The sequence below is a fragment of the Methylobacter luteus IMV-B-3098 genome (assembly GCF_000427625.1).
Taxonomy (GTDB): Bacteria; Pseudomonadota; Gammaproteobacteria; order Methylococcales; family Methylomonadaceae; genus Methylobacter; species Methylobacter luteus.
The window spans coordinates 619,957-640,330 of sequence record NZ_KE386569.1 but is presented as its reverse complement, the minus strand read 5'-3'; the positions used below and the strand labels follow the sequence as shown (position 1 = coordinate 640,330).

The following is a 20,374-nucleotide window of genomic DNA, read 5'->3' as shown; positions in this document are numbered from 1 at the left end:
TGCCTGAACCGCCGCGAGGCGCGGCTTTTTTATGCCGCTCGCCCGCCGGTGCCGTGCGCTCGGTTCTTTTCGATGCGTTCTTGTTATTCGGCTGTTTCTGCGAACTGTTCGCTGGTTTCTTGCTTCTCACTCTTTACCTGCATGGGTTGTTGCCCGTTATCCATCGACAAATCAAGATTTTGGATCTCCTGTAAAGTCGGCAGTTCATCTAACGAGGCAATATTGAAATAATCCAGAAATTGTTTGGTCGTACCGTAAATGGCGGGCCGCCCCGGCGCTTCCTTATAGGCCACTATCCGCACCCATTCGCGCTCGATAAGCGTTTGCATGATGCTGCTGCTGACGCTGACGCCGCGAATATCTTCAATTTCGCCGCGCGTTACCGGTTGCCGGTAGGCAATAATGGCCAGCGTTTCCAGCAATGCGCGCGAGTACCTGGGTGGTTTTTCCTCAAAAAGCCTTGCCACCCAGCGCGACAGTTCCTGTTTAACCTGAAACCGATAGCCGCTGGCCACTTTTTTCAGTTCGACAGGCCTGAACCGGTATTCCTCGACAATGGCGTCGATGGCCGACTGGATTTCCGGCAGTTCCGGTTGTTCGATCTCGGGGAAAACCTGTTGCACCTGCTTCGCTGTCATCGGCCTGCTGGCGGCGAATAGAATGGCTTCGACTATGCGTTTGATTTCCATGTTGACTTCTGGTTGCTCACTGACGGGCGGCGATACCGGCAATTGTGTTGGTTGACATTGTCTGCGTCGATTCCTGTGTTTGACGTAGGACTTAAGTCTGTCTAAATCGACAAGCGGCCCGTCAACAGCCTCGGGAATAACAGGAATGTTCGGGTCAATCGCATGATTTGGTACCGGCTTGGTTTTTCTGGGCTTAGGCTCTTTCTTTGGTTCAGGAGGCGATGCCGGCGCTTCTGACTCGTAGTTCGGCAATGGCGTCTGACTCGATGATGTCGATGAGTCGCTCTTTGCTGAGCTCGAGGATGGCCAGAAACGAGACAACGACCCCGTGTCGCCCTTCTTTTCGGATAAATAATTGCGAGAAAAGGAGGCTATCCGCTCCTTTAAGTTTTTCCAAAATGGTTGCCATTCGTTCACGGACTGATAACGGTTCTTTGATAATTTGATGGTGACTAAGCTGTTCCACGCGTTTCAGCACATCCTGAAAGGCCAGTAACAGTTCTTTTAACTGCACATCGGGCAGGATTTTTTCAACGCTGAGCGTGGAAACATCGACCGCCGTTTCAAACAGATCACGCTCGATCCTGGGCATCAGGTCGATCTCTTCGGCCGCGTTCTTGATCGCTTCGTATTCCTGTAGCCTGCGGATCAGCGTGGCTCTGGGATCTTCTTCCTCATCTTCCGCCTCCGGCTGCCGGGGCAGCAGCATTCTGGACTTGATCTCCGCCAGCAGCGCGGCCATCACCAGGTATTCGGCCGCCAGCTCCAGGTTCAGCAATTCCATCATCTGGATATAAGTCACATACTGATGCGTAATCTGGGCGATCGGTATGTTCAGAATATCGAGGTTCTGCCTCCTGATCAGATACAGCAGCAAATCCAGCGGCCCCTCGAAGGCTTCCAGAAACACTTCCAGCGCATCGGGCGGGATATAGAGGTCTTCCGGCAACTGATTAAACGGCGCGCCATGAACCATGGCAATGGCTTGCGGCTCTTCCAGAATCTCGGCTGTATTTTGATTCATCTGAAAAAACTACAGCCCGGCAATCGAGAAAAACAGCTGCTGAACAATATACATCGGATAAGCCAGAATCGCGCCCAAAGCACCGCTCGCCAGTAACAGCAACAGGATAATAAAACCGTAACGCTCCAGCTGGTTATATTTCCAGGCCAATCGTGAAGGCAGAATGCCGGTCAAAATACGGCTGCCGTCCAGCGGCGGAATCGGCAGCAGATTGATCAGCGCCAGCACCAGATTAATGGAAATGCCGGCAATGCCCGTGTAAATCAACGGCAATGTTACAACCTCCATGTTCAGCACTACGCCTAAACGCGCGCACAAGGCCCAACCGATCGCCATCAGCAGATTAGAAACAGGCCCTGCCAGCGCGACGATCGCCATATCGCGGCGCGGGTTCTTGAAATAGCGCGGATCGACCGGCACCGGCTTGGCCCAGCCGAAAATAAAGCCGGTGCCGGTCAGCAATAACAGGCCCGGCAAAATGATCGTGCCGAGCAGGTCAATATGCTTTATCGGATTCAAGGTCAGCCGGCCCAGCATAAAGGCCGTGTTATCGCCGTATTTTTTCGCGACCCAGCCGTGAGCGACTTCATGCACGGTGATCGCGAAAACCACCGGCAACACCCAAACCACTACACGCTGCAGCAGCGTCAATTCATTCATCATAATTTGTCTTCCTGTATCAATCGAGCATGGGGGCAAGTCCCTTGCCCTGTCTGACAATCTCGCAGCTATTACCGGAACATTCAATAATAGTCGTCTGTTCGGAGGCAATGACGCCGGCATCGATGACCAGATCCAGCTCATGTTCAAGCCTGTCCCTGATCTCGTAGGGATCGGTGAGCGCCTCGCTATCGCCCGGCAATATCAGCGTGGAACTCAGCAAAGGCTCCCCCAGTTCCTGAACCAGCAATTGCGTGACGGGGTGATCGGGAATGCGTATGCCGATGGTTTTTTTCCTGGGATGCTGAAGCCTGCGGGGGACTTCGCGCGTGGCATCGAGAATGAAAGTAAACGCGCCCGGCGTTAAGGCCTTGATCAGCCGGTAAGCGTCATTGCTGATCTTCGTGAAATTTGATACCTGCGTCAGGTCTTTACAGACCAGTGTGAAATTGTGTTTATCGTCCAGTTGTCTGATGCGGCGGACCCTGTCCAGCGCCTGTTTATCGTCTATATGGCAGGCAATTGCATAGGATGAATCCGTCGGGTAGACGATGACGCCGCCTTTACGGATGATGTCAACGGCACGATGTATCAAACGCAGCTGCGGGTTCTCGGGGTGGATTTCGAAATATTGGGCCATTGCCTGATGCGGTAGGTTGAAAAACGATAAATCATTATAGCGTATTATCGCTCCGATTCTTTCTTTGCGACTTTATCGCGCAAATAAACCGGCATTGCCTGTTCGACATCGACCGCCAGCCCTTGTTCGAAACCGTATGCACCCAATCGCGCGATAGCGCCGGCTCGCGGCAATAAGCCGGGCTCGCACCGTTCGACGAGTCCTGTCAGCCTGGCCATCAAGATGTCCTGATAAACGCCCCAGCCGGAACCGACGCCAACGCCGGCCAGTTCCGGAAATTCGATCATATCGGCCGGCGTGACGGCTTCCTGGCCCAGCAATTCGGCATAGCCCCGCTCGTCGCGCCGGTAAACGCCCCAGAAAATTTCGCCCATGCGCGCGTCCATGGCCGTAAAGGACACATTGTCATCGTAGCTATCGAAAAAATCCTGCGCGATGGCCGCCAGCGTGGACACGGGCACGACCGGCAAATCGGCGCCGAAAGCGATGCCCTGAATGATACCCGTGGCAATGCGCACGCCGGTAAAACTGCCCGGTCCGCGGCTGAACGCCAGGGCGTCGAGCTGTTGCGGTTTCAGGCCGGCTTCGGCCATCAAGGCGTCGATCATCGGCAGGATCAGCCGGGTATGTTTCTGGGGCGATACTTCAAAACGCTCGGCCACGGCCCCGTCTATGAATAGCGCCGCCGAACAGGCTTCGGTGGACGTTTCTACCGCTAATAATTTCATTGTTCAGTCTCTTGTTGAAAAAATGCCCGCACATCCTCGATATCGCGCGTACGCTTCATGGGCGGCACACTGTCTAAAAAAATCTGGCCGTAGGATCGCTTCAACAGGCGTGGATCGCAGACCATCAGCACGCCCCTGTCCTTGACGTCGCGAATCAGGCGGCCTATACCCTGCCTTAACGCAATCACGGCGGCAGGCAATTGGTGTTCGAAAAACGGATTGCGGCCCTGCCTTTCCATGGCGTTCAGGCGCGCTTTCAGCACCGGATCGCCGGGCGATGAGAACGGCAGCTTGTCGATGATCACGCAGGACAAGGCTTCGCCGCGCACATCAACGCCTTCCCAGAAACTCGAGGTGCCCAGCAAAACGGCGTTGCCGGCCACTTTGAACTGCTCCAGCAGCAACCCTTTGGGACGACTGCCCTGCACCAACAGCGGGTAGTCCAGCTTGTCTTTCAGCAACGTTTCGGCCTGTTTCAGCGCGCGATGACTGGTAAACAGAAAAAACGCCCGCCCTTTGCTGGCCTGCAGGACCGGCAGGGCGAAATTCATGATAAGCGGAATGAATTCGGGATCATTCGGCTGCGGCAAGCCTTTGGGATGATAAAACAGCGACTGGTTGGCATAATCGAACGGACTTCCCCAACTGGCGCTGGCCGCATCGATCAGACCCAGGTTATTCGAGAAATGATCGAACTTGTGCGCCACGCTCAGCGTCGCCGAAGTAAAAATCCAGACGGCCTGATGCCGCTGCATGAACGAGCTGAACTCGGCCGCGATATCGAGCGGCGTCCGGCTCAGAGTGAAGGTTTTCTTGTGAACCTCGTACCAGCGAATCCATTTGCCGCTATCGTCATCGATAATGATCTTCAATTGCTGAAGCAGCTCTTCGGCGCGCTTGAAACACGACTCCAGCCCCTTGGTTTTGACCGAAGCCAGCTCCAGCTGGTCGTTCAGGCGCTGCAACTGCTCCTTCACGGCCGTCAGGCCGGCGGCTATTTTGGGGTTGTTTTCAATTTCATGCCATTCGCCGCGCCTCAGCTCGATCCCGAAGGCCAGACGCAGGTCCTTGACTTCGTGGTCCAGATCTTCACAGGCCGTGCGCAAGGCCGGTATGTCGGTCGCATCCTTGAAATACTCGACCAGCGCATCGCTGGCCAGATCATTAAGCTGCCTGCCGCCAATATTAATGCCGAGAAAGTTTGAGGCCGTATCGGCCAACTGATGCGCCTCATCGATGATCACGACGTCGGCGTCCGGCAACAGCTCGCCGAAACCGCTGTCGCGTATCGACCAGTCGGCGCAGAGCAAATGATGATTGACGACCAGAATTTCGGCTTCCTGCGCTTTTTTGCGGGCCTTGACCAGAAAACACTCGGCATAATCGGGACACTCCTGCCCCAGGCAATTTTCCGCCGACGAAGTGGCCTGGTACCAGATAGGATCAGCCTCGGCGACTTCGGACATTTCCGAGACATCGCCGATTTTGGTGCGCTGCGCCCAGGACCGGATCTTTGCCAGCGCCGCCGCGTCTTCCTTGTTGAAACCCAAGGTCGATTCAAACGCGTTCTTCAGCCGATAGGTGCATAGATAATTGCTGCGACCTTTCAGCAGCGCGGCTACAAAAGGCTTCTTGATCGCCTTGCGGATAACCGGCAAATCCTTATTGAACAGTTGATCCTGAAGATTCTTGGTGCCGGTCGAAATAATGACTTTCTTGGCCGATAAAATGGCCGGCACCAGATAGGCGAAAGTCTTGCCCGTGCCGGTTCCTGCCTCCGCTATCAAATTCCGGCTTTCTTCAACGGCACGCGCGATCGCCTCGGCCATCTCAACTTGAGCCGCCCTGGGATGATAACCTGAAATTATCTTTGATAACGCGCCGTCACTGCCGAAGAAAGAGTCTAATTCTGTCACTTGAGAAATAATAAAAAGCCCGTATGGGCGAACACGGAGAAACTCGTACCAATAGAAAAATGTACGAAACAGCCTGATTCGGTTTCAAATTATACCGCGATAAATGAAATACCGGTCGTCTGTTTGACTTAAATTCCGGTTTAAGGAACTTTAATGGCATCGGCCATGAGCGGCGTCTGGCTCATTCTTCGCCGCCCAGGCGGCGATGTTCATCCATATAATCCTGGCGGCGCATGGGGCCTATCAGTATCAGGCCGGCTAAAAAACCGCCGGCATGCGCCCAGAATGCGACATTGACGGGTCCTTCCGCACCGAACAGGCTGCTGAGCAGCTGAATCACGAACCATAAACCGAGCATATACACAGCCGGAATTGTCGCCGTGGTGATAAAAAAGCCTATCGGAATCAAGGTGTAAATAGAAGCCCTGGGATACAGCCGGGCATAAGCGCCCATCACGCCGCCCACGGCGCCTGAAGCGCCAACCATGGGCGTGATCGCTGCCGGATCGGAGGCGATTTGCGCGCCGGCCGCCGCTACGATGCAAGCCAGATAAAAGACTATAAAGCGAACTTTTCCCATCGAATCCTCGACATTATCGCCGAAAATCCACAGGAACCAGAGATTGCTGATGATATGAAACCAGCTGCCATGCAGAAAGGCATGCGTGATCAAGGTTTTGGCACTGCCCTTGCCATCAAGGACGCAGCCTATGTCCTCAACCAATGGAATCGTCGTACCAGGCGGCGCAATACCCAGTAAATCGCCCGGAATCAGGCTGTAAAGGCAAAATGAATTGATCAGAGGCAAAACGTTTCCGCCACCCTGAATAAAAAGCCATACCGCAATGTTAAGACCGATAATGGTGATGGTCGCTACTGGCGAACGGACTGTCGGATTTTCATCTCTGATTGGAAACATAAAAAGCCTTCCTTTAATGATTAGCCTGTTTATAGCTTATTGTGCGGTAAATTAACATGAGTGTCACTACCTATGAACTTGGCAGAAATGACCTGTGCAGCGATGTCAAACGGCATCGACATGAAGGCGCTTTAGTCGATATCTGCACGCTTGAGCCAAGAATGCTCCGGCTTACACGGCAAAATGGTAAGAACGCTTGACAGTATCGGCCTTACCAAGCGCTTTATTCGCTGCCGATAACAATTCATCGAGCGTTTTGCCGTTCTTCGGGTAAATCGATATGCCAACGCGGCTTGATAATGAAATATTTCGGCCTGCCGATTGAATAGTTTCTTCAATGCCTTTAAGCAGTCTTTCCGATAGCAGGCAAAGCTCTTCCTCCGACTGAAAAAACGGCACAAACAAATACAGTTCACCGCTGTCCAGCTTCACTGCAAACTCGTCTTTTCTGCTTAATCTGACAATTGTGTCATGGATCTCGCTTAACAAATGCTCGCATTCCTGCCGGCTCAGCATTGAGTCCATTTTTACGCAATCACCCACAAACACATCAAGAAAAGCTATGCGCATGCCATATCTATCGGCTTTCGTTCTAAAAAAAGGAAATATCCTCTCCAATTCCACCCTGTCGATTAACGCAGGCAATGCCAATTGGTCATCCTGATCCGCTCTCATGGATGTCTGCTCATCGTCAGCGTTCTCTATTTGTTGCTCGTCCGCGGCATCATGCTGTGTTTTTTCGATATTTCTTTTTCTACTTTTGCCAAATAACCAGCCCCAGGCTTTGCCAATATCATCAAGCCCTCGATGTGATGTTTTCTTTTCCATGACTCTCCTTATTCTTTTATAAAGTCTCCTGTCGACGCGACCGCACCAGCGTCTTGATGCTAAAGTCCAACCGGCAGAATTCGCCTCAGATAAAAACCCATCATTCAAATTCACCCATTTCAACTAATCACCCGATATAGTAAAAAACAAATCCGGCCGTTATCTATCCGTATCATTATCTAAGTGATCTTACGAATACTTTTAATGTCCTCAATTCGCTATAAGTACTCCGAACCGGATCGGGTTTTTATTCGCTGAATTATTCATGTTTTTGGGACCCGATTATCAATAATGAGGATTAGCTACGGAATGAAACAAGCCTGCAGCAGTCAGCGGTAGAAGCCATCTTGCAGTTGAACACCGGCAAGATGCCAGCGAACATTAAAGACAACCGCGGAATTTATCGATATGACGACAATCGCTGGCAAAAAACTCAAACCGGCTTATCAATTAAGCGTCTTCCATCCTGATATTAAGCCACGATATTGAAGCATCTCGATCATTAGATTAAGGCATACAACCATGGCTGATCGCATTAATAAACCTCAAGTCGGGGCCCCTGATCCTGAATTAACCACTTCGCCAATCCTTGAAGAGTATCCGTTGGAAGCCCAGGATTTCAAGCTTCAGCAACCCGGCGCCAAGAGCTGCCTGTTCAATAACAGAAGTTATGAACATGGTTCTTATGTCTGCAGTGGCGACAACTTATTGCATTGCGATTATGGCGTCTGGATAAAAGCCGGCTCCTGTGACCCTGATAACGTTTAAACGCCCCGTCTATGTCGCTATTGATCGATGGTTTTTTCAATACTGGACATATCATCATCCTTAAAGGATTCCAATATGCATAAATTATCCGAATTCCAGATCAACAATTTTAAAAGACAATTAAAGTGCCGCTTTATGGAACTGCGCCATGAAATACGCGAGGAACTGCTATCTTATGATAATGAACAATACAAGGAGTTGGCTGGAAGTGTCCATGACTCAGGAGACGAGTCAGTGGCGGACCTTCTCGTTGATATCAATCTCGCCAGCATAGACCGGCATGTACATGAAATCAACGACATCGATGCCGCGCTGCTACGCATCGCCGAAGGCCATTACGGAAACTGCATGGACTGCGACTCGCCGATAGGATTCAAGCGCCTGTTGGCTTACCCTGCTGCAAAACGGTGCATCGTCTGCCAGACACTTTATGAAAAAACTCATGCCGACACTAGAAGATCAGACGTAGAAGTCAACCTGTAAGACACACGCCTGCCTGGATACAAGAGCGGTTATGCTTCTGCATTTACCCATGATAGACTCCAGCCATCCTTGAGAAAGGACGCATCCGCAGTCCGAACATTCAGCTCAACCGCATAGAACTATCCGCGGCCGACCAATAGCCTGTCAACGCTCACTCCTTGCCACATCAGGCAGCCGGTTTTCCTCGATAGTCTTATGAATCAGCTTGTCGGCGCCTTCGAGCTGGGCATCATAGACATCGGTCAGATACGTTCCCGGCGGCGTAGTGGTCAAAGGTTCCAGAACCGAGCGTCCCGGTTTGCTGGTATCGATGCGCGTGATGGCCGAAAGCCCGGGGCGTAGCGGATGCGCGCGCAATTCCTCCGAATCCAGGCCGATTCTTACAGGCACGCGCTCGCTGATGTGAATATAGTTGCCGGTGGCGTTCTCCGGCGGCAGCAGGCCAAATACGCTGCCGGTGCCCGCTCCCAGGCCGAGTACCTCGCCGTGATAGACCACATCCGACCCGTACAGATCGACGGTGATTTCAACCGGCTGTCCGGGCTGCACGTAAGTCAGTTCGCTTTCCAGAAAATTGGCCTCTATCCACAAATAATCCAGCGGCACGATGGCCAGCAGCGGCGTATCGGGGCGTACCTGCTCGCCGGGCTGAATGCTGCGTTTGGCAACGAATCCCGAAACCGGCGCCACGATTTCCTGCCTGACCCGGTCCAGATAGGCCTGCTTGAGGGCGGCAGCGGCCTGCAGGACCTTGGGGTTATCGGCCAGTCCGGCGCCGTGCACCAGCGCCTCGGCCCCGCTCAATTCGGCGCGGATCTGCCGGACCGCTGCCTCGAGTTCGAGAACGGCGAACTGCGTATCCTCGATCTGCTGCGCCGAAACGGCGCCGTCCTCAGCCACGCTACGGTAACGCGCGAGGTCCCGGCGGTTTCGATTGAGCACGGCTTCCTTTTCGGCAAGCCGCTGGCGCAGCGTCTCAGCCTTGCTGAACAGGATTTCAACCTGGCGCACGGATTCGGCCAGATTGGCCTGCGCCCGCTCCAGCGCGACTTGAGCATCCAGGCCGTCGAGGCGCATCAATACATCGCCCTCGTGCACGTATTGGGTATTGTCAATGCGCACGTCCACGATCGTGCCGCTGGTCTGCGCCTTCAACGAAGCCAGATTGCCCGTGACATAGGCGTCGTTGGTTACCACGAAATGCCGGGTGTGGAAGTGCCAGTAACCCAGATAAATAAGCCCTGCCAGGCCGACGATAGAAGTGACTGCCACCAGCCGGCGCGCCCGCAGCGCCTGCCATCGCCGCAAGCGCTTCCGCTCATTTCTCGAAACCGTTTTGAGCGAGCTGATTTTGCTGTCCTGCATGCTATTCATGGTTATTTGCCTTGTTTTCGTATCCGCCTCCCAAGACTTCGATCAACCCGACCGCGGCCTGAAGATGTTCGGCTTGTAATTCGCTGAGTTTCAGTTGCTGTTCGATCAACTGGCTGTCCGCATCGATCTCGCCGTCGCGCGCATTGAGGCCTGCCCGGTAGCGCTTAACGTTCAGCCTGGCTTCCGCCTCGGCTGCGTGCAGCGCCCGCTCCTGGGCGGCATCATGGGCCTGGCTTTTGCGCCAGTGAGCCAGCGCGTCGGCCACTTGCTGCACGGCGGCCAGCAAGGCTTCGTTATAGCCCTCCACGGCCGCATCGTAACCGGCCTGTTCGTTCTTCAGGGACGCTTCCAGGCGTCCGCCTTCGAAGATAGGCAGCGTGACGGTCGGCCCAATCGAATAAGCCACGCTGGCGCCATTGGAAAGGAACAGATCCTTGAGATTCAAACTGTGCAATCCTGCAAAACCCACCAGGTTCACATCAGGATAAAATTCGGTTTCGGCAACTTTCACCAGTTTTGCGGCCGCCTTGACCCGCCAAAGCGCTGCAGCGACGTCCGGCCGGTGAGCCAACAGACCTATCGATAATGATTCGGGCAGCGGGAAAGGTCCGGCAAAGTCATTTTCCGAGACGACGATGTCCTTGCCCCAATCCGGTCCCTGTCCTGCCAGCGCGGCCAATCGATTGCGCAGCACCTGGGCTTCCGCGTACAGGCTGGTCTCCCGCTGACGCACTGCCTCCAGTTTCTGCTCGGCGGCATGGACCGGGTCTTGCGTGTCAATGCCTTTATCCCGGCGCAGCCTGCCGAGGCGCAGCTTTTCCTCGGCATTGGCAACCAGCGTCTGGGCCAGCCGGATCTCGTCCTCGGCCGAGCACAGCCGGAAATAGCCGCGCGCGATGGAGGTGCTTAAAATCAGTTGCGCCACGGCCAGTTCCGATGCCTGCGCCTGCTCCCTGCCCAGCGCCGCTTCCAGCGCGGCCCTGTCCTTGCCCCAAAGATCGAGATGGTAACGAAACACGAGCGGGTCAATGTAAGCCCCCATAGCGGTTGTCCCGCCGGTAGGACCATAGAAATCGGTCTCGGAAAAACGGCGCAGATGCAAGTCGGCGCTGGCACCCACGCTGGGCAACATTTCGGCAGCCTGATAATCGGCCACGGCCTGCGCCTGGCCAAGTCTGGCGCGGGCTACCCGAAGCGCGGGACTTCCGCGCAACGCCGTTTCCACGAGCCGATCCAGTTCCGGGTTCCTGAAGTCGCGCCACCATTGCGCTCTCGGCCATTCTCTGACGCGCTTTTCGGCGGCCTGACCGGATTGTACAGTCTGCTCCAGGCTCGGCATGTCCATCAGTTTTGCCCTGTCCCCTTCTTCCGGAAACAGCGCGCAGCCATTGATCAGTAACGGGCCGGCCAATAACCAGATTATTTTTCGGCGTGTTTTGATTTGCCTGCGCATCGGTTAAGGCTCCTCAACCAGCGCTTCCAGCGCTGTTTTGCGCACAGCTTGCCTGGGCAGGAGTCGGCGCGTAGGGCCTGCCGGGTGCGCAAACCAGACCAGGGCCGCGAGCGCCAGAAATATCCAGGCCGCGATGCGGAAGGTATCATTAAGCCCCAAAATGGCGGCATGCCCGCCGGCAAGTTCGGCCAGCCTGGCCGTGGCGATCTGACCGGGCATGTCGGCCGCATTCAGGCTGGCAATGGTCTCTCTGCCCACTATGTCATAAGGCGTCAGCGTTTCGATCAAACGGCTTTGATGGAACGCGGCGCGCCGCTCCCAGATCACGCCGAGCAGCGGTGACGCTATGCTGCCGCCCAGTACGCGCAGCAGACCGCCCAACTCCACGGCCTGATTTTGACGGCGCGGCGTCAGTCCTGACAGGAACAGCGTCGTGAGCGGCACGAACAACCCGCCCAGACAGAAGCCTTCCAGCACCTGAGACCCGAGCGTATCGCTGAACAAACTGTTGCGCCGAAAAAAATCGTAAGTGCTGGTCCAGAAGCAAAATGCGGCGAAAGCCGCCAGATTCAAACCGGCCAGCCAGCGCGCATCGAAGTAATGGACGATCCGGTGAAAAAACACAGCCATCGGCTTGGCCAGGAATATCAGCGGCAACAGCACGGAGCCGACCATGAACGAGGTATAGCCGGCCACCGACTGCAGGCGCACCAGCAGAATCGACAGCAAGCCGTACATGAGCAGGAAGCTCACGCTCAGTACGATAGAACCGATGGCGAAGTTGCGGCGTGTTAACAGGCGTATATCCAGCAACGGATGACGTTCGGCCAGTTCCCATATAATGAAGCCGGCAAGAGCCAGCAGGCCGATAAGTGCCAGCGATACGATCAGCCCGGAGTTATACCAGTCCGCATCCTGCCCCTGGTTCAGCGCTGTCTGCAAGCAGCCCAAAGCCACAGCCAGCAGCAGGAAACCCATCCGATCAAAGGGCTTATCAGTGCGATTCGATGTCCGGTCGAACAGCAAGGCCCAGACCAATGCCGCCGAAACAAGCGCAAGCGGAAAATTCAGATAAAACAGCCAGCGCCAGCCCAGAGCATCGGCAATCCAGCCGCCCGCCGCCGGCCCCAGCGTGAACGGACTCAGGGCAGCCATGCTCCAGAGCGCGACGGCAAAGGCTTTTTTGGGTTCGGGGTACTCATTCAGCAACAAAGTCTGCGACAAGGGTATCGTCAGCCCGCCGAAAAAGCCTTGAAGAACCCGTCCCAACAGAAACCAGACCAGTTCATCCGCGACGGAGCAAAGCAGTGATCCCAGCGCCATGAGCATCATGGCTACGATAAACAGCCGTACTCTGCCGAAGCGCGCAGCCATCCATGAGCTGACAGGCAAGGCAATCGCCATGCTGATGAAATAATACGTCTGCATCCAGCTTGCATGGCTCGGGCTGACACCCAGCCCGCCGGTGGCGTGTAAACTGATGGAAGCAAACGCGCCGGTATTGAAAAGCACCAGCACGTTGCCCAGCAGCAATGCAAAGTTGAGCAAGAAAAACTGTCCGCCGCTCAGGGCGCCCTGGCTCGCCGCCCTGACCACTTTCAGTCTGTCACGCGGTGACGCCGCCAGGCCAGGTTGCGCTTTCTTGCCGACAATACTCATGATGGAAACCTCTTATTATTAGAATATTATGATATTCAATAAGAGCAATTTCCCTGCCAATCTGGAGCATTTAAAACAAGCTTAATAAAATCAGTGGATTAAGTTCGTCTGCCAGCGGGAAGCCAACCCTAATCCAAAGCAGCGGTTACTCAATATCGTCAAATAACGAAATATCGTGACCCTGTTCCTTCTGCCTTACGTAATCAAATAAAATACTGTACCAAGCCCGCCCAGCATGACAACCAAAGGTGGGCTTTTGCCTCCTCTGCGTTAGCCCGAAGCTGATACCTGCAAGGCTTAACAATCCGGCATTTCAGATGCGCAGGCTGATAGCCTGTTCTCAAGCATTGAAAAATAAAAAAACAATAAAAAACCGCCTTCGGATACCCGAGAGGCGGTTTTTGTTGGGCAATAGCAGTTATATTTATGCCGCTAATGACTGAGCGCGCTTGCGATTGAAGCCCAGCAATCCCGCTAAGCCGGAACCAAACAGCCAGACGGCCGCAGGTACGGGAACAGCTGAAACCGGACCTGAAGCAATGTTATCTACATAAAGGCTTGAATCAAATAGAGTATCACCAAAATTACTGACAACGAACTTAAGATCAGTAAAGTCGTTAAGGGCAGTGAACGTAAAATTCTTCCAGCCGCTGGAGCCAAAATCGCCCACTGTCGCGACATCTGATACTAAATATTCAGTATCGCCTGCGACAAGAGCGAAATCATTCAAAGGCATATAATCACCCGCATTAAAACTATAGCTGAACGAAATAATATCACCGGCTAAAGCATTAACTGTCTGTGATAATATTGAACCATTGGTTCCGCCGTAGGCGCTTGTGTCTGTGCCTGAGATTGTACTTAATACAGCATAACCGCCGGCATCCAGGGTAACATTCCCTTCAGTGCTCCAGCCAGCCAGCCCGGAGTCAAAGTTTCCGTTTGTAATCGTTGCGGAATTCGCAATTTGACTGATAGACAGCAATCCCAAAATAGCCGCCGTTAATTTCACTTTTTTCATTGTACTTCTGCCTTATTATTTAATTTTTAAGAAATCCAGATTTTTTGATGCTTTAAAATCCATGGAACTCCACCCCTATGAGCTATGAAGCGTACATATGCCAAAAAGTCGAATTGCATTACTCGTTAGGGTGCTCCAAAATTGTATTTGTTCTCATCACGCAGTATTGTGATAAACCCCAAAAAAATTATTATTTCCTATAGAAGTTTCAGAAAAAATATTAAGTGCATTAAATTGACCTGCTGTTGGATGGTTTTTCCCGAATACCTTTTTCAGCTGACCATGGCTATCGTTGCCGTAACCCCGCATTCTGGATCAAAATCGGCCAACAGCTACGGGCGGCTTCTGGTTATGCCAAGCTTCAGCATGCGCGAGCGCAAGGTGTTCGGGTTCATGTCCAGCAAGGCGGCGGCGCCCTTGGCGCCCGAGATGACCCAGCCGGTATCCTCAAGCGTGCGCAGGATGTGATTGCGCTCCATCTCTTCCATGGTGGCCGGCTGACCTGCTCCGTCATGGTTATCGGCGTACGGATTGAGCAGTGGGCCGATTTCCAGTACCGTCGACTGGCAGAGGATAACGGCGCGCTCGATCACGTTCTGCAGCTCCCGCACATTGCCGGGCCATGCGTAACGCTGCAGGGAGGCCAGCGAGGCAGCATCGATGTCATTGATGCGTTTGCCGAGCTTTTGAGCGTATTTGGCCAGGAAAAACCGGGCCAGCAGCGGAATATCGGCCTGGCGCTCGCGCAAGGCCGGAAGATTGATGGGAAACACGTTCAGGCGGTAGTACAGATCGGCCCGGAACCGGCCAGCCACGACATCGTCGGCGAGATTGCGGTTAGTCGCCGCGATCACGCGCACATTGACTTTCAAGGTCTCGCTTCCGCCCACGCGTTCGAATTCCTGCTCCTGGAGCACGCGCAGCAGTTTGCCCTGGGCCGCCGGCGGCAACTCGCCCAGTTCGTCCAGCAGCAAGGTTCCGCCATGCGCCAGCTCGAAGCGTCCCTTGCGTTGCTGGGTCGCGCCGGTGAACGCGCCTTTCTCATGGCCGAACAATTCGCTCTCGATCAGTTCGCCTGGCAGGGCCGCGCAATTGACCTTGACCAGTATCGCGCCGCTGCGGTCGCTGAGATCGTGAATGCCGCGCGCAAGCAACTCCTTGCCGGTGCCGGTCTCGCCCAGCAGCAGCACCGGCGTGTCCGTGCGGGCCACCATGCGGGCCTGCTCGAAGACCGAGCGCATGGCCTTCGATCCGCTGACGATCTCGCCGAAATTGTGCTCGTAGTCGATCACTTCCTGCAGATAGCCTTTCTCGAGCTGAAGCCTGTTAAGTTCCTGCTCGGCCAGCCGCCGGTCGTTCACATCGCGCAGGATTATCGTATAAAGCCGCTGTCCGCTGGTTTCCAGCGGCGAAAAAGTGGCTTCGATCGCAAACTCCTCGCCGTCGGCGCGCCGCGCGCTCAGACCTTCCGGCACCCAGGTCGGCGCCTTGACGGCATGCTCGTCAAAGCCGAGGAATTGCCTGAACAAAGTATGGCAATGCGGCGCGATAAAACGCTCGACAGGTTGGCCGATGGCGAGGTCGGCGGCACAGCGGAAAATTCTTTCGGCGGCGGCATTGAACAAGGTGATGCGGTGCTGCTGATCAACCGCGACAATGGCGTCCATGACCGAACCCAGGATAGCCGAAAACCGGTGCTCGCTTTCGGCCAGCGCCTGCATGGTCAGCCGCTGCTCTGTCCGGTCGCGCTGTGTTTCCACGACGGCGACGATTTCGCCTTTGTCATTGACAATGGGACCGGCGTCGATAACCAGATAAAGCCTGCGGCCGTCCGGCATCGGGCACCAGTTCTCCGTATGCAGCGTGCCGGTGTCCGACATGAAATCGCCGGCTTTTTCATAGAGGCTATCCAATTTTCCGAGCGAACGGTCGAGCAGCAGATCGGCCAAGCAGGGACGGGACTCGGCATAAAAGCCCTGCCAATGCCTGCTAGTGCCGATCATGTCCTCGGCCCTGAGCCCTGTCAGCCGCTCGCAGGCCTTATTCCAGATCACGACCCGGTGCCGGGTATCCAGCACAAAGGTCGAAACGGGCATGTGTTGCAGCAAGTGCTCTGCAAAGATGTTTTGTGGCGGTTTTTTCAGCATGGAATAGAATCACAGGGGTTCCGCGGCAGCATCTTGAGCCTGGCGGCAAAGGAGAAGAACACTTTTGAATCAGGTACCGATTATCGCTTTAATCGTTCCATTTCTTCGAGCAAATCCAATATCAGCGCGCTGCCCGGCAGATTGATATCCAGATCCTGCTGCAATCTTAAGGCAATTTGCAGACGTTTCAAGGCATGCGTGTCAAAACGCCAGGTATAAACAGAAGAACCCTCGGGCTCCAGTACCCCTTCTTCAACCATTTCAATCACCCGCTCGGGACTGATCTTGGTAAAATCGCATAATTCGACCAGCGTAAAGCGCATGCTTTCATCAAGCACCGTACCGGAAATCACGACTATCTCTTTTTTCATCTCATACCCCCATTGCCGCGCGCGGATTCATCGGCATCACTTTGGCCATTTGCTCATACAAGGCTTTTGCCTCATCGGTCCTGGCCGATGGCGTGACAATCTTCAATGCTACATACTGATCACCGGCAGGCGCCCCAGGCAGACCGCGGCCCTTCAGGCGCAACTGCTTGCCGGCCTGTGAGCCGGCCGGAATTTTCAATTCGACAGTGCCGCCCAGTGTCGGCACCGGAACGGTAGCGCCCAAAGCCGCCTCCCACGGCGTGACCGGCAGTTCAAGATGAATATCGCGTCCCTCGGCACGAAAATAACGATGGGGCTTGAATTCTATTTCCAGATACAGATCACCGTTGCCGCCGCCGCCAAACCCCGGCATGCCCTGCCCTGCCAAGCGTATGCGCTGCCCGGCCTTGATGCCTTTCGGAATTTTGACATTCAGCGTGCGCACGTTTGAAACCATGCGGCCCTGGCTGTCCATTTGCGGCACGTTCAGGGAAATCAGACTGACGGCGCCGCGGTAAGCATCCTCCAGATCGATCTGGATCCTGGCCTGCTGATCGCTGCCTTGTGCCTGCGTCTGCCTGCCATAGGCGCCGTCTCGTCCCCGCCTGAAACCGCCGCCAAACAAAGCTTCGAAAAAATCGCTGAACCCGCCCCCCGTCTGCGTACCGGCAAAACCCTGGTCAGCGCCGAAATCAAAGCCCCAGTCGGGCGGCGGCGTAAATGGCTGACCCTCCTGCCAGCCGCGCCCTACCTGATCGTAGGCGGCCCGTTTTTTAGGATCCTTGAGCACCTCGTAGGCCTCGCCCAACTCCTTGAACTTTGCCTCGGCATTGGCCTCCTTGCTGACATCGGGATGGTATTTACGGGCCAGTTTGCGGTAGGCCCGCTTTATCTCGTCCGGCGTCGCATCCTTGGAGAGACCCATTATTTTGTAATAATCTTTGTATTCCATAGGGCTGATCAGCTCCGCTTTAGCATGAGGAACGGGTAAATTAAACGCGCCAAACAAACAGGGTTATAATCCGGAAACGAGGCCCGGATAAGGCTAAGAACTTTATAAAGCCATGGCTGTCTTTATACCATGACAATGCCGTTATTTGGAGCCTTTATGACAGGGTAAGTTTCTCCTGCACCTGGATATGAAACGTATATAACAACCAAGAAAAACCAAGGTTTCCGAATAAGGTTCATCCCATGAAAAATACTCCGCTAGCCCCTTCGCAACTTTACAAGCCGTGCAATATCGAACAATTGAAATTCGATTCCACCGACGAGCTTGAAGACATTGACATCATCGTCGGCCAGGAACGCGCCCTAGAGGCCATCAGGTTCGGCATCCGCATCAATAAAAGAGGCTACAACATTTTCGCGATGGCGCCTGCCGGCACCGGCAAGTTCACCACGATCAAGCAACTGGTTGAACACGAAGCCCTCCACCGGCCCGTGCCTTCGGACTGGTGCTATGTCAATAACTTCAGTCAGCCGGCCAGGCCCTCGGCCATCCAATTGGCGGCCGGACAAGGCAGGACTTTCCAGCACGACATGGCGCAGTTGATCGACGAACTGAGCGTGGCCATACCGGCCGCCTTCGATGGCGACGAATACCGCTCCCGCGCCGGCGAGCTCGAAAGCGAATCCCGCCAACGGGAAATCAGTGAGTTGAATCAGCTGCGCGAGGAAGCCGAAATCGCCCATATTCTGCTGACCGAGACGGTGACTGGCTACGCATTCGCGCCGGCCGACGAAAACGGCGTCGGGTTGACGCCCGAGCAGTTCAATAAGCTCGATAAAGAACAGCAGCATAAAATACAGAGCGCAATTTTCGATCTGCAGGAACGCCTGCAGCAACTGCTGAAAAAATTTCCGATCTGGCGCAAGGAAACCAAACGCAAGCTTCAGGCCCTGAATCGTGAAGTCGCCGCCCTCGCCGTCAACCATTCCATCGATGAGCTGATCGAAAAATATGGCAAGCAGCCCGACGTCATCAATTATCTGAATGACGTTCAGAAGGACATTATCGAGCACGTACGGGATTTCATTCCGCACAGCGAAAAAGTGCTGCCTTTCATGGACTTTCAACAGGAATCGAACCCGCTGAAGCGCTATCAGGTCAATCTGATCGTCGATTTCAGCAACAAGCGCGCCGCCCCCGTGGTTTACGAAGACCTTCCGAATTACAGCAACCTGATCGGGCACACGGACCATCAGGCCCACATGGGTTCATTGATCACCGATTTCACGATGATCAAGCCGGGCGCGCTGCATAAGGCCAACGGCGGCTACCTGATTATCGACGCCCGGAAAATCCTGTTTCAGCCCTATGCCTGGGAAAGCCTTAAAAGAACGCTGCAGGCCGGTGAAATCCGTATCGAACCGCTGGAGCGAACGCTCAGCCTGATCACTACCTCTTCATTGGAACCGCAGCCCATACCGCTTGTTGATTTAAAGATCATCCTGTTCGGCGACCCGCTGCTTTATTACCTGTTAAGCGCCTATGACCCTGAGTTCCACGATCTCTTCAAGGTTGCCGCCGATTTCGATGTGTCCGTTACCCGCGAAAACAGCACCCATGAGTATGCCCGCCTGCTGGCCACGATCGCCAGGCGCGAAAAACTGCGGCCGTTGAGCCAGCATGCCGTGGCCAGAGTGATCGAACACAGCTCGCGCATGGCCGGCGATGCCGAGAAGTTACTGACGCACCTGCGCAGCATCAAGGACCTGCTGACCGAATCCGACCATTGGGCCGAAGAAAACGGCCACACCCTGATTGCCAACAGCGATGTCCAGAAAGCCATCGACCACAAGATCCGCCGGCTGGACAAACTCAGGGAAAAGCTCTACGAAAACATCGAGCGCGGCACTGTGCTGATCGATACCGAAGGCAAGGTGGCCGGCCAGATCAACGGCCTGTCCGTGCTGCAACTGGGCGAATTCAGCTTCGGCCAGCCGTCGCGCATCACGGCGACAACGCGCCTCGGTACCGGCAAAGTGGTCGATATCGAACGCGAAACCGAACTGGGCGGCGCCATTCATTCCAAAGGCGTGCTGATCCTGTCGAGCTTCATCGCCTCCCGCTATGCCCGGAACAGCCCGTTCTCGCTGTCCGCCAGCCTGGTGTTCGAGCAATCCTACGGTCACGTCGATGGCGACAGCGCTTCGCTGGCCGAACTCTGCGTTATTCTGTCCTCGCTGGCCCAGGTGCCTTTACGGCAGGACCTTGCCATTACCGGATCGGTCAACCAGCTGGGGTATGTGCAGCCCATCGGCGGCGTCAATGAAAAGATCGAAGGCTTCTTCGATATCTGCGTCAAAAAAGGCCTGACCGGTACGCAGGGCGTAATCATCCCGTCCACGAACGTCAAATTCCTGATGCTGCGCTGGGATGTCGTGCACGCGGTCCAGTCCGGCCAGTTCAATATCTACGCCGTCACAACCGTGGATGAAGCGCTTGAACTGCTGACCGGCATGGAAGCCGGCGCTGCCGACGATCAGGGCAAGTATCCCCCGGCATCATTCAACGGCAAGGTCGAAGCCCAGCTATTGCAGTTTACGACAATTACCAAAGAGCTCCGTCTCAGGGCCGAGCAACAGGAACCCTCCAGAAACAGCAAAGGTTAACATCCGGAGACTTGCAGGGGCGACTTCAGCCGCCTTTACAATCTGTTTTTGACACTACCATTCCAGGGAGCCAATA

At 54.7% G+C, this 20,374-nt stretch carries 18 protein-coding genes; 3 read left to right on the top strand and 15 right to left on the bottom strand.

Annotation, left to right across the window (positions count from 1 at the left end; all coding sequences use genetic code 11):
* Positions 1-83: 83 nt before the first annotated feature.
* The 8 genes from scpB to METLU_RS0104815 form a co-directional block, all read right to left on the bottom strand.
* Complete coding sequence (scpB, locus tag METLU_RS0104850) at positions 84-941, bottom strand: SMC-Scp complex subunit ScpB (RefSeq protein ID WP_231383548.1); 858 nt, start codon at positions 939-941, stop codon at positions 84-86.
* Positions 901-1,713, bottom strand: a complete 813-nt coding sequence (locus METLU_RS0104845) for a segregation and condensation protein A (protein ID WP_027157242.1) — start codon at positions 1,711-1,713, stop codon at positions 901-903. Before METLU_RS0104845 ends, scpB begins: the two co-directional genes overlap by 41 nt.
* Before the next feature lie 9 nt (positions 1,714-1,722).
* Positions 1,723-2,376 (bottom strand): site-2 protease family protein, encoded by a 654-nt coding sequence (locus METLU_RS0104840; RefSeq protein ID WP_027157241.1) that lies wholly within the window; start codon positions 2,374-2,376, stop codon positions 1,723-1,725.
* A gap of 16 nt (positions 2,377-2,392) precedes the next feature.
* Positions 2,393-3,013 carry an L-threonylcarbamoyladenylate synthase gene (locus tag METLU_RS0104835; protein WP_027157240.1) on the bottom strand — a complete coding sequence of 207 codons (621 nt, stop codon included), beginning with the start codon at positions 3,011-3,013 and terminating at the stop codon, positions 2,393-2,395.
* A 44-nt stretch (positions 3,014-3,057) separates the two neighbouring features.
* Entirely contained in the window at positions 3,058-3,741 is a 684-nt protein-coding gene (tsaB, locus tag METLU_RS0104830) for a tRNA (adenosine(37)-N6)-threonylcarbamoyltransferase complex dimerization subunit type 1 TsaB (protein WP_027157239.1), read from the bottom strand.
* On the bottom strand, positions 3,738-5,657 hold the full coding sequence (locus METLU_RS0104825) for an ATP-dependent DNA helicase (protein ID WP_027157238.1): 1,920 nt from the start codon (positions 5,655-5,657) through the stop codon (positions 3,738-3,740). Before METLU_RS0104825 ends, tsaB begins: the two co-directional genes overlap by 4 nt.
* Positions 5,658-5,838: 181 nt before the next feature.
* Positions 5,839-6,576 (bottom strand): rhomboid family intramembrane serine protease, encoded by a 738-nt coding sequence (locus tag METLU_RS0104820; protein ID WP_027157237.1) that lies wholly within the window; start codon positions 6,574-6,576, stop codon positions 5,839-5,841.
* 171 nt (positions 6,577-6,747) lie between these two features.
* Positions 6,748-7,404, bottom strand: coding sequence for a diguanylate cyclase domain-containing protein (locus METLU_RS0104815; RefSeq protein WP_027157236.1), 657 nt, complete (start codon positions 7,402-7,404; stop codon positions 6,748-6,750).
* Positions 7,405-7,926: 522 nt separating this feature from the next.
* Here METLU_RS0104815 and METLU_RS0104810 point away from each other — a divergent pair.
* Together METLU_RS0104810 and METLU_RS0104805 are read left to right on the top strand one after the other, a co-directional pair.
* A complete protein-coding gene (locus METLU_RS0104810; protein WP_027157235.1) occupies positions 7,927-8,172 on the top strand; it encodes a DUF1496 domain-containing protein in 246 nt (81 codons plus the stop codon).
* Positions 8,173-8,247: 75 nt separating this feature from the next.
* A complete protein-coding gene (locus METLU_RS0104805) occupies positions 8,248-8,655 on the top strand; it encodes a TraR/DksA family transcriptional regulator (RefSeq protein WP_027157234.1) in 408 nt (135 codons plus the stop codon).
* 144 nt (positions 8,656-8,799) lie between these two features.
* Here the strand turns inward: METLU_RS0104805 and METLU_RS24520 are convergent, their stop codons facing one another.
* From METLU_RS24520 to METLU_RS0104770, 7 genes are all read right to left on the bottom strand, one after another.
* Entirely contained in the window at positions 8,800-10,029 is a 1,230-nt protein-coding gene (locus METLU_RS24520; protein ID WP_081679017.1) for an HlyD family efflux transporter periplasmic adaptor subunit, read from the bottom strand.
* Positions 10,022-11,482: an efflux transporter outer membrane subunit gene (locus tag METLU_RS0104795; protein ID WP_051299783.1), complete on the bottom strand. Its 1,461-nt coding sequence runs from the start codon at positions 11,480-11,482 to the stop codon at positions 10,022-10,024. The genes METLU_RS24520 and METLU_RS0104795 overlap by 8 nt, the downstream gene beginning before the upstream one ends.
* Positions 11,483-11,485: 3 nt before the next feature.
* Positions 11,486-13,141, bottom strand: a complete 1,656-nt coding sequence (locus METLU_RS0104790) for a DHA2 family efflux MFS transporter permease subunit (RefSeq protein ID WP_051299782.1) — start codon at positions 13,139-13,141, stop codon at positions 11,486-11,488.
* 424 nt (positions 13,142-13,565) lie between these two features.
* Positions 13,566-14,162 carry a VPLPA-CTERM sorting domain-containing protein gene (locus METLU_RS28255; protein ID WP_027157231.1) on the bottom strand — a complete coding sequence of 199 codons (597 nt, stop codon included), beginning with the start codon at positions 14,160-14,162 and terminating at the stop codon, positions 13,566-13,568.
* A 332-nt stretch (positions 14,163-14,494) separates the two neighbouring features.
* The gene (locus METLU_RS24515; RefSeq protein ID WP_231383547.1) at positions 14,495-16,258 is read right to left on the bottom strand and encodes a sigma 54-interacting transcriptional regulator; all 1,764 of its coding nucleotides are present in this window, start codon (positions 16,256-16,258) and stop codon (positions 14,495-14,497) included.
* A gap of 131 nt (positions 16,259-16,389) precedes the next feature.
* Positions 16,390-16,680, bottom strand: a complete 291-nt coding sequence (locus METLU_RS0104775) for a chaperone modulator CbpM (RefSeq protein ID WP_027157230.1) — start codon at positions 16,678-16,680, stop codon at positions 16,390-16,392.
* A gap of 1 nt (position 16,681) precedes the next feature.
* The gene (locus tag METLU_RS0104770) at positions 16,682-17,632 is read right to left on the bottom strand and encodes a DnaJ C-terminal domain-containing protein (RefSeq protein WP_027157229.1); all 951 of its coding nucleotides are present in this window, start codon (positions 17,630-17,632) and stop codon (positions 16,682-16,684) included.
* Positions 17,633-17,874: 242 nt separating this feature from the next.
* Here METLU_RS0104770 and METLU_RS0104765 point away from each other — a divergent pair, with 242 nt between their 5' ends.
* Positions 17,875-20,298: a Lon protease family protein gene (locus METLU_RS0104765; protein WP_027157228.1), complete on the top strand. Its 2,424-nt coding sequence runs from the start codon at positions 17,875-17,877 to the stop codon at positions 20,296-20,298.
* The last annotated feature ends 76 nt before the right edge of the window (positions 20,299-20,374 follow it).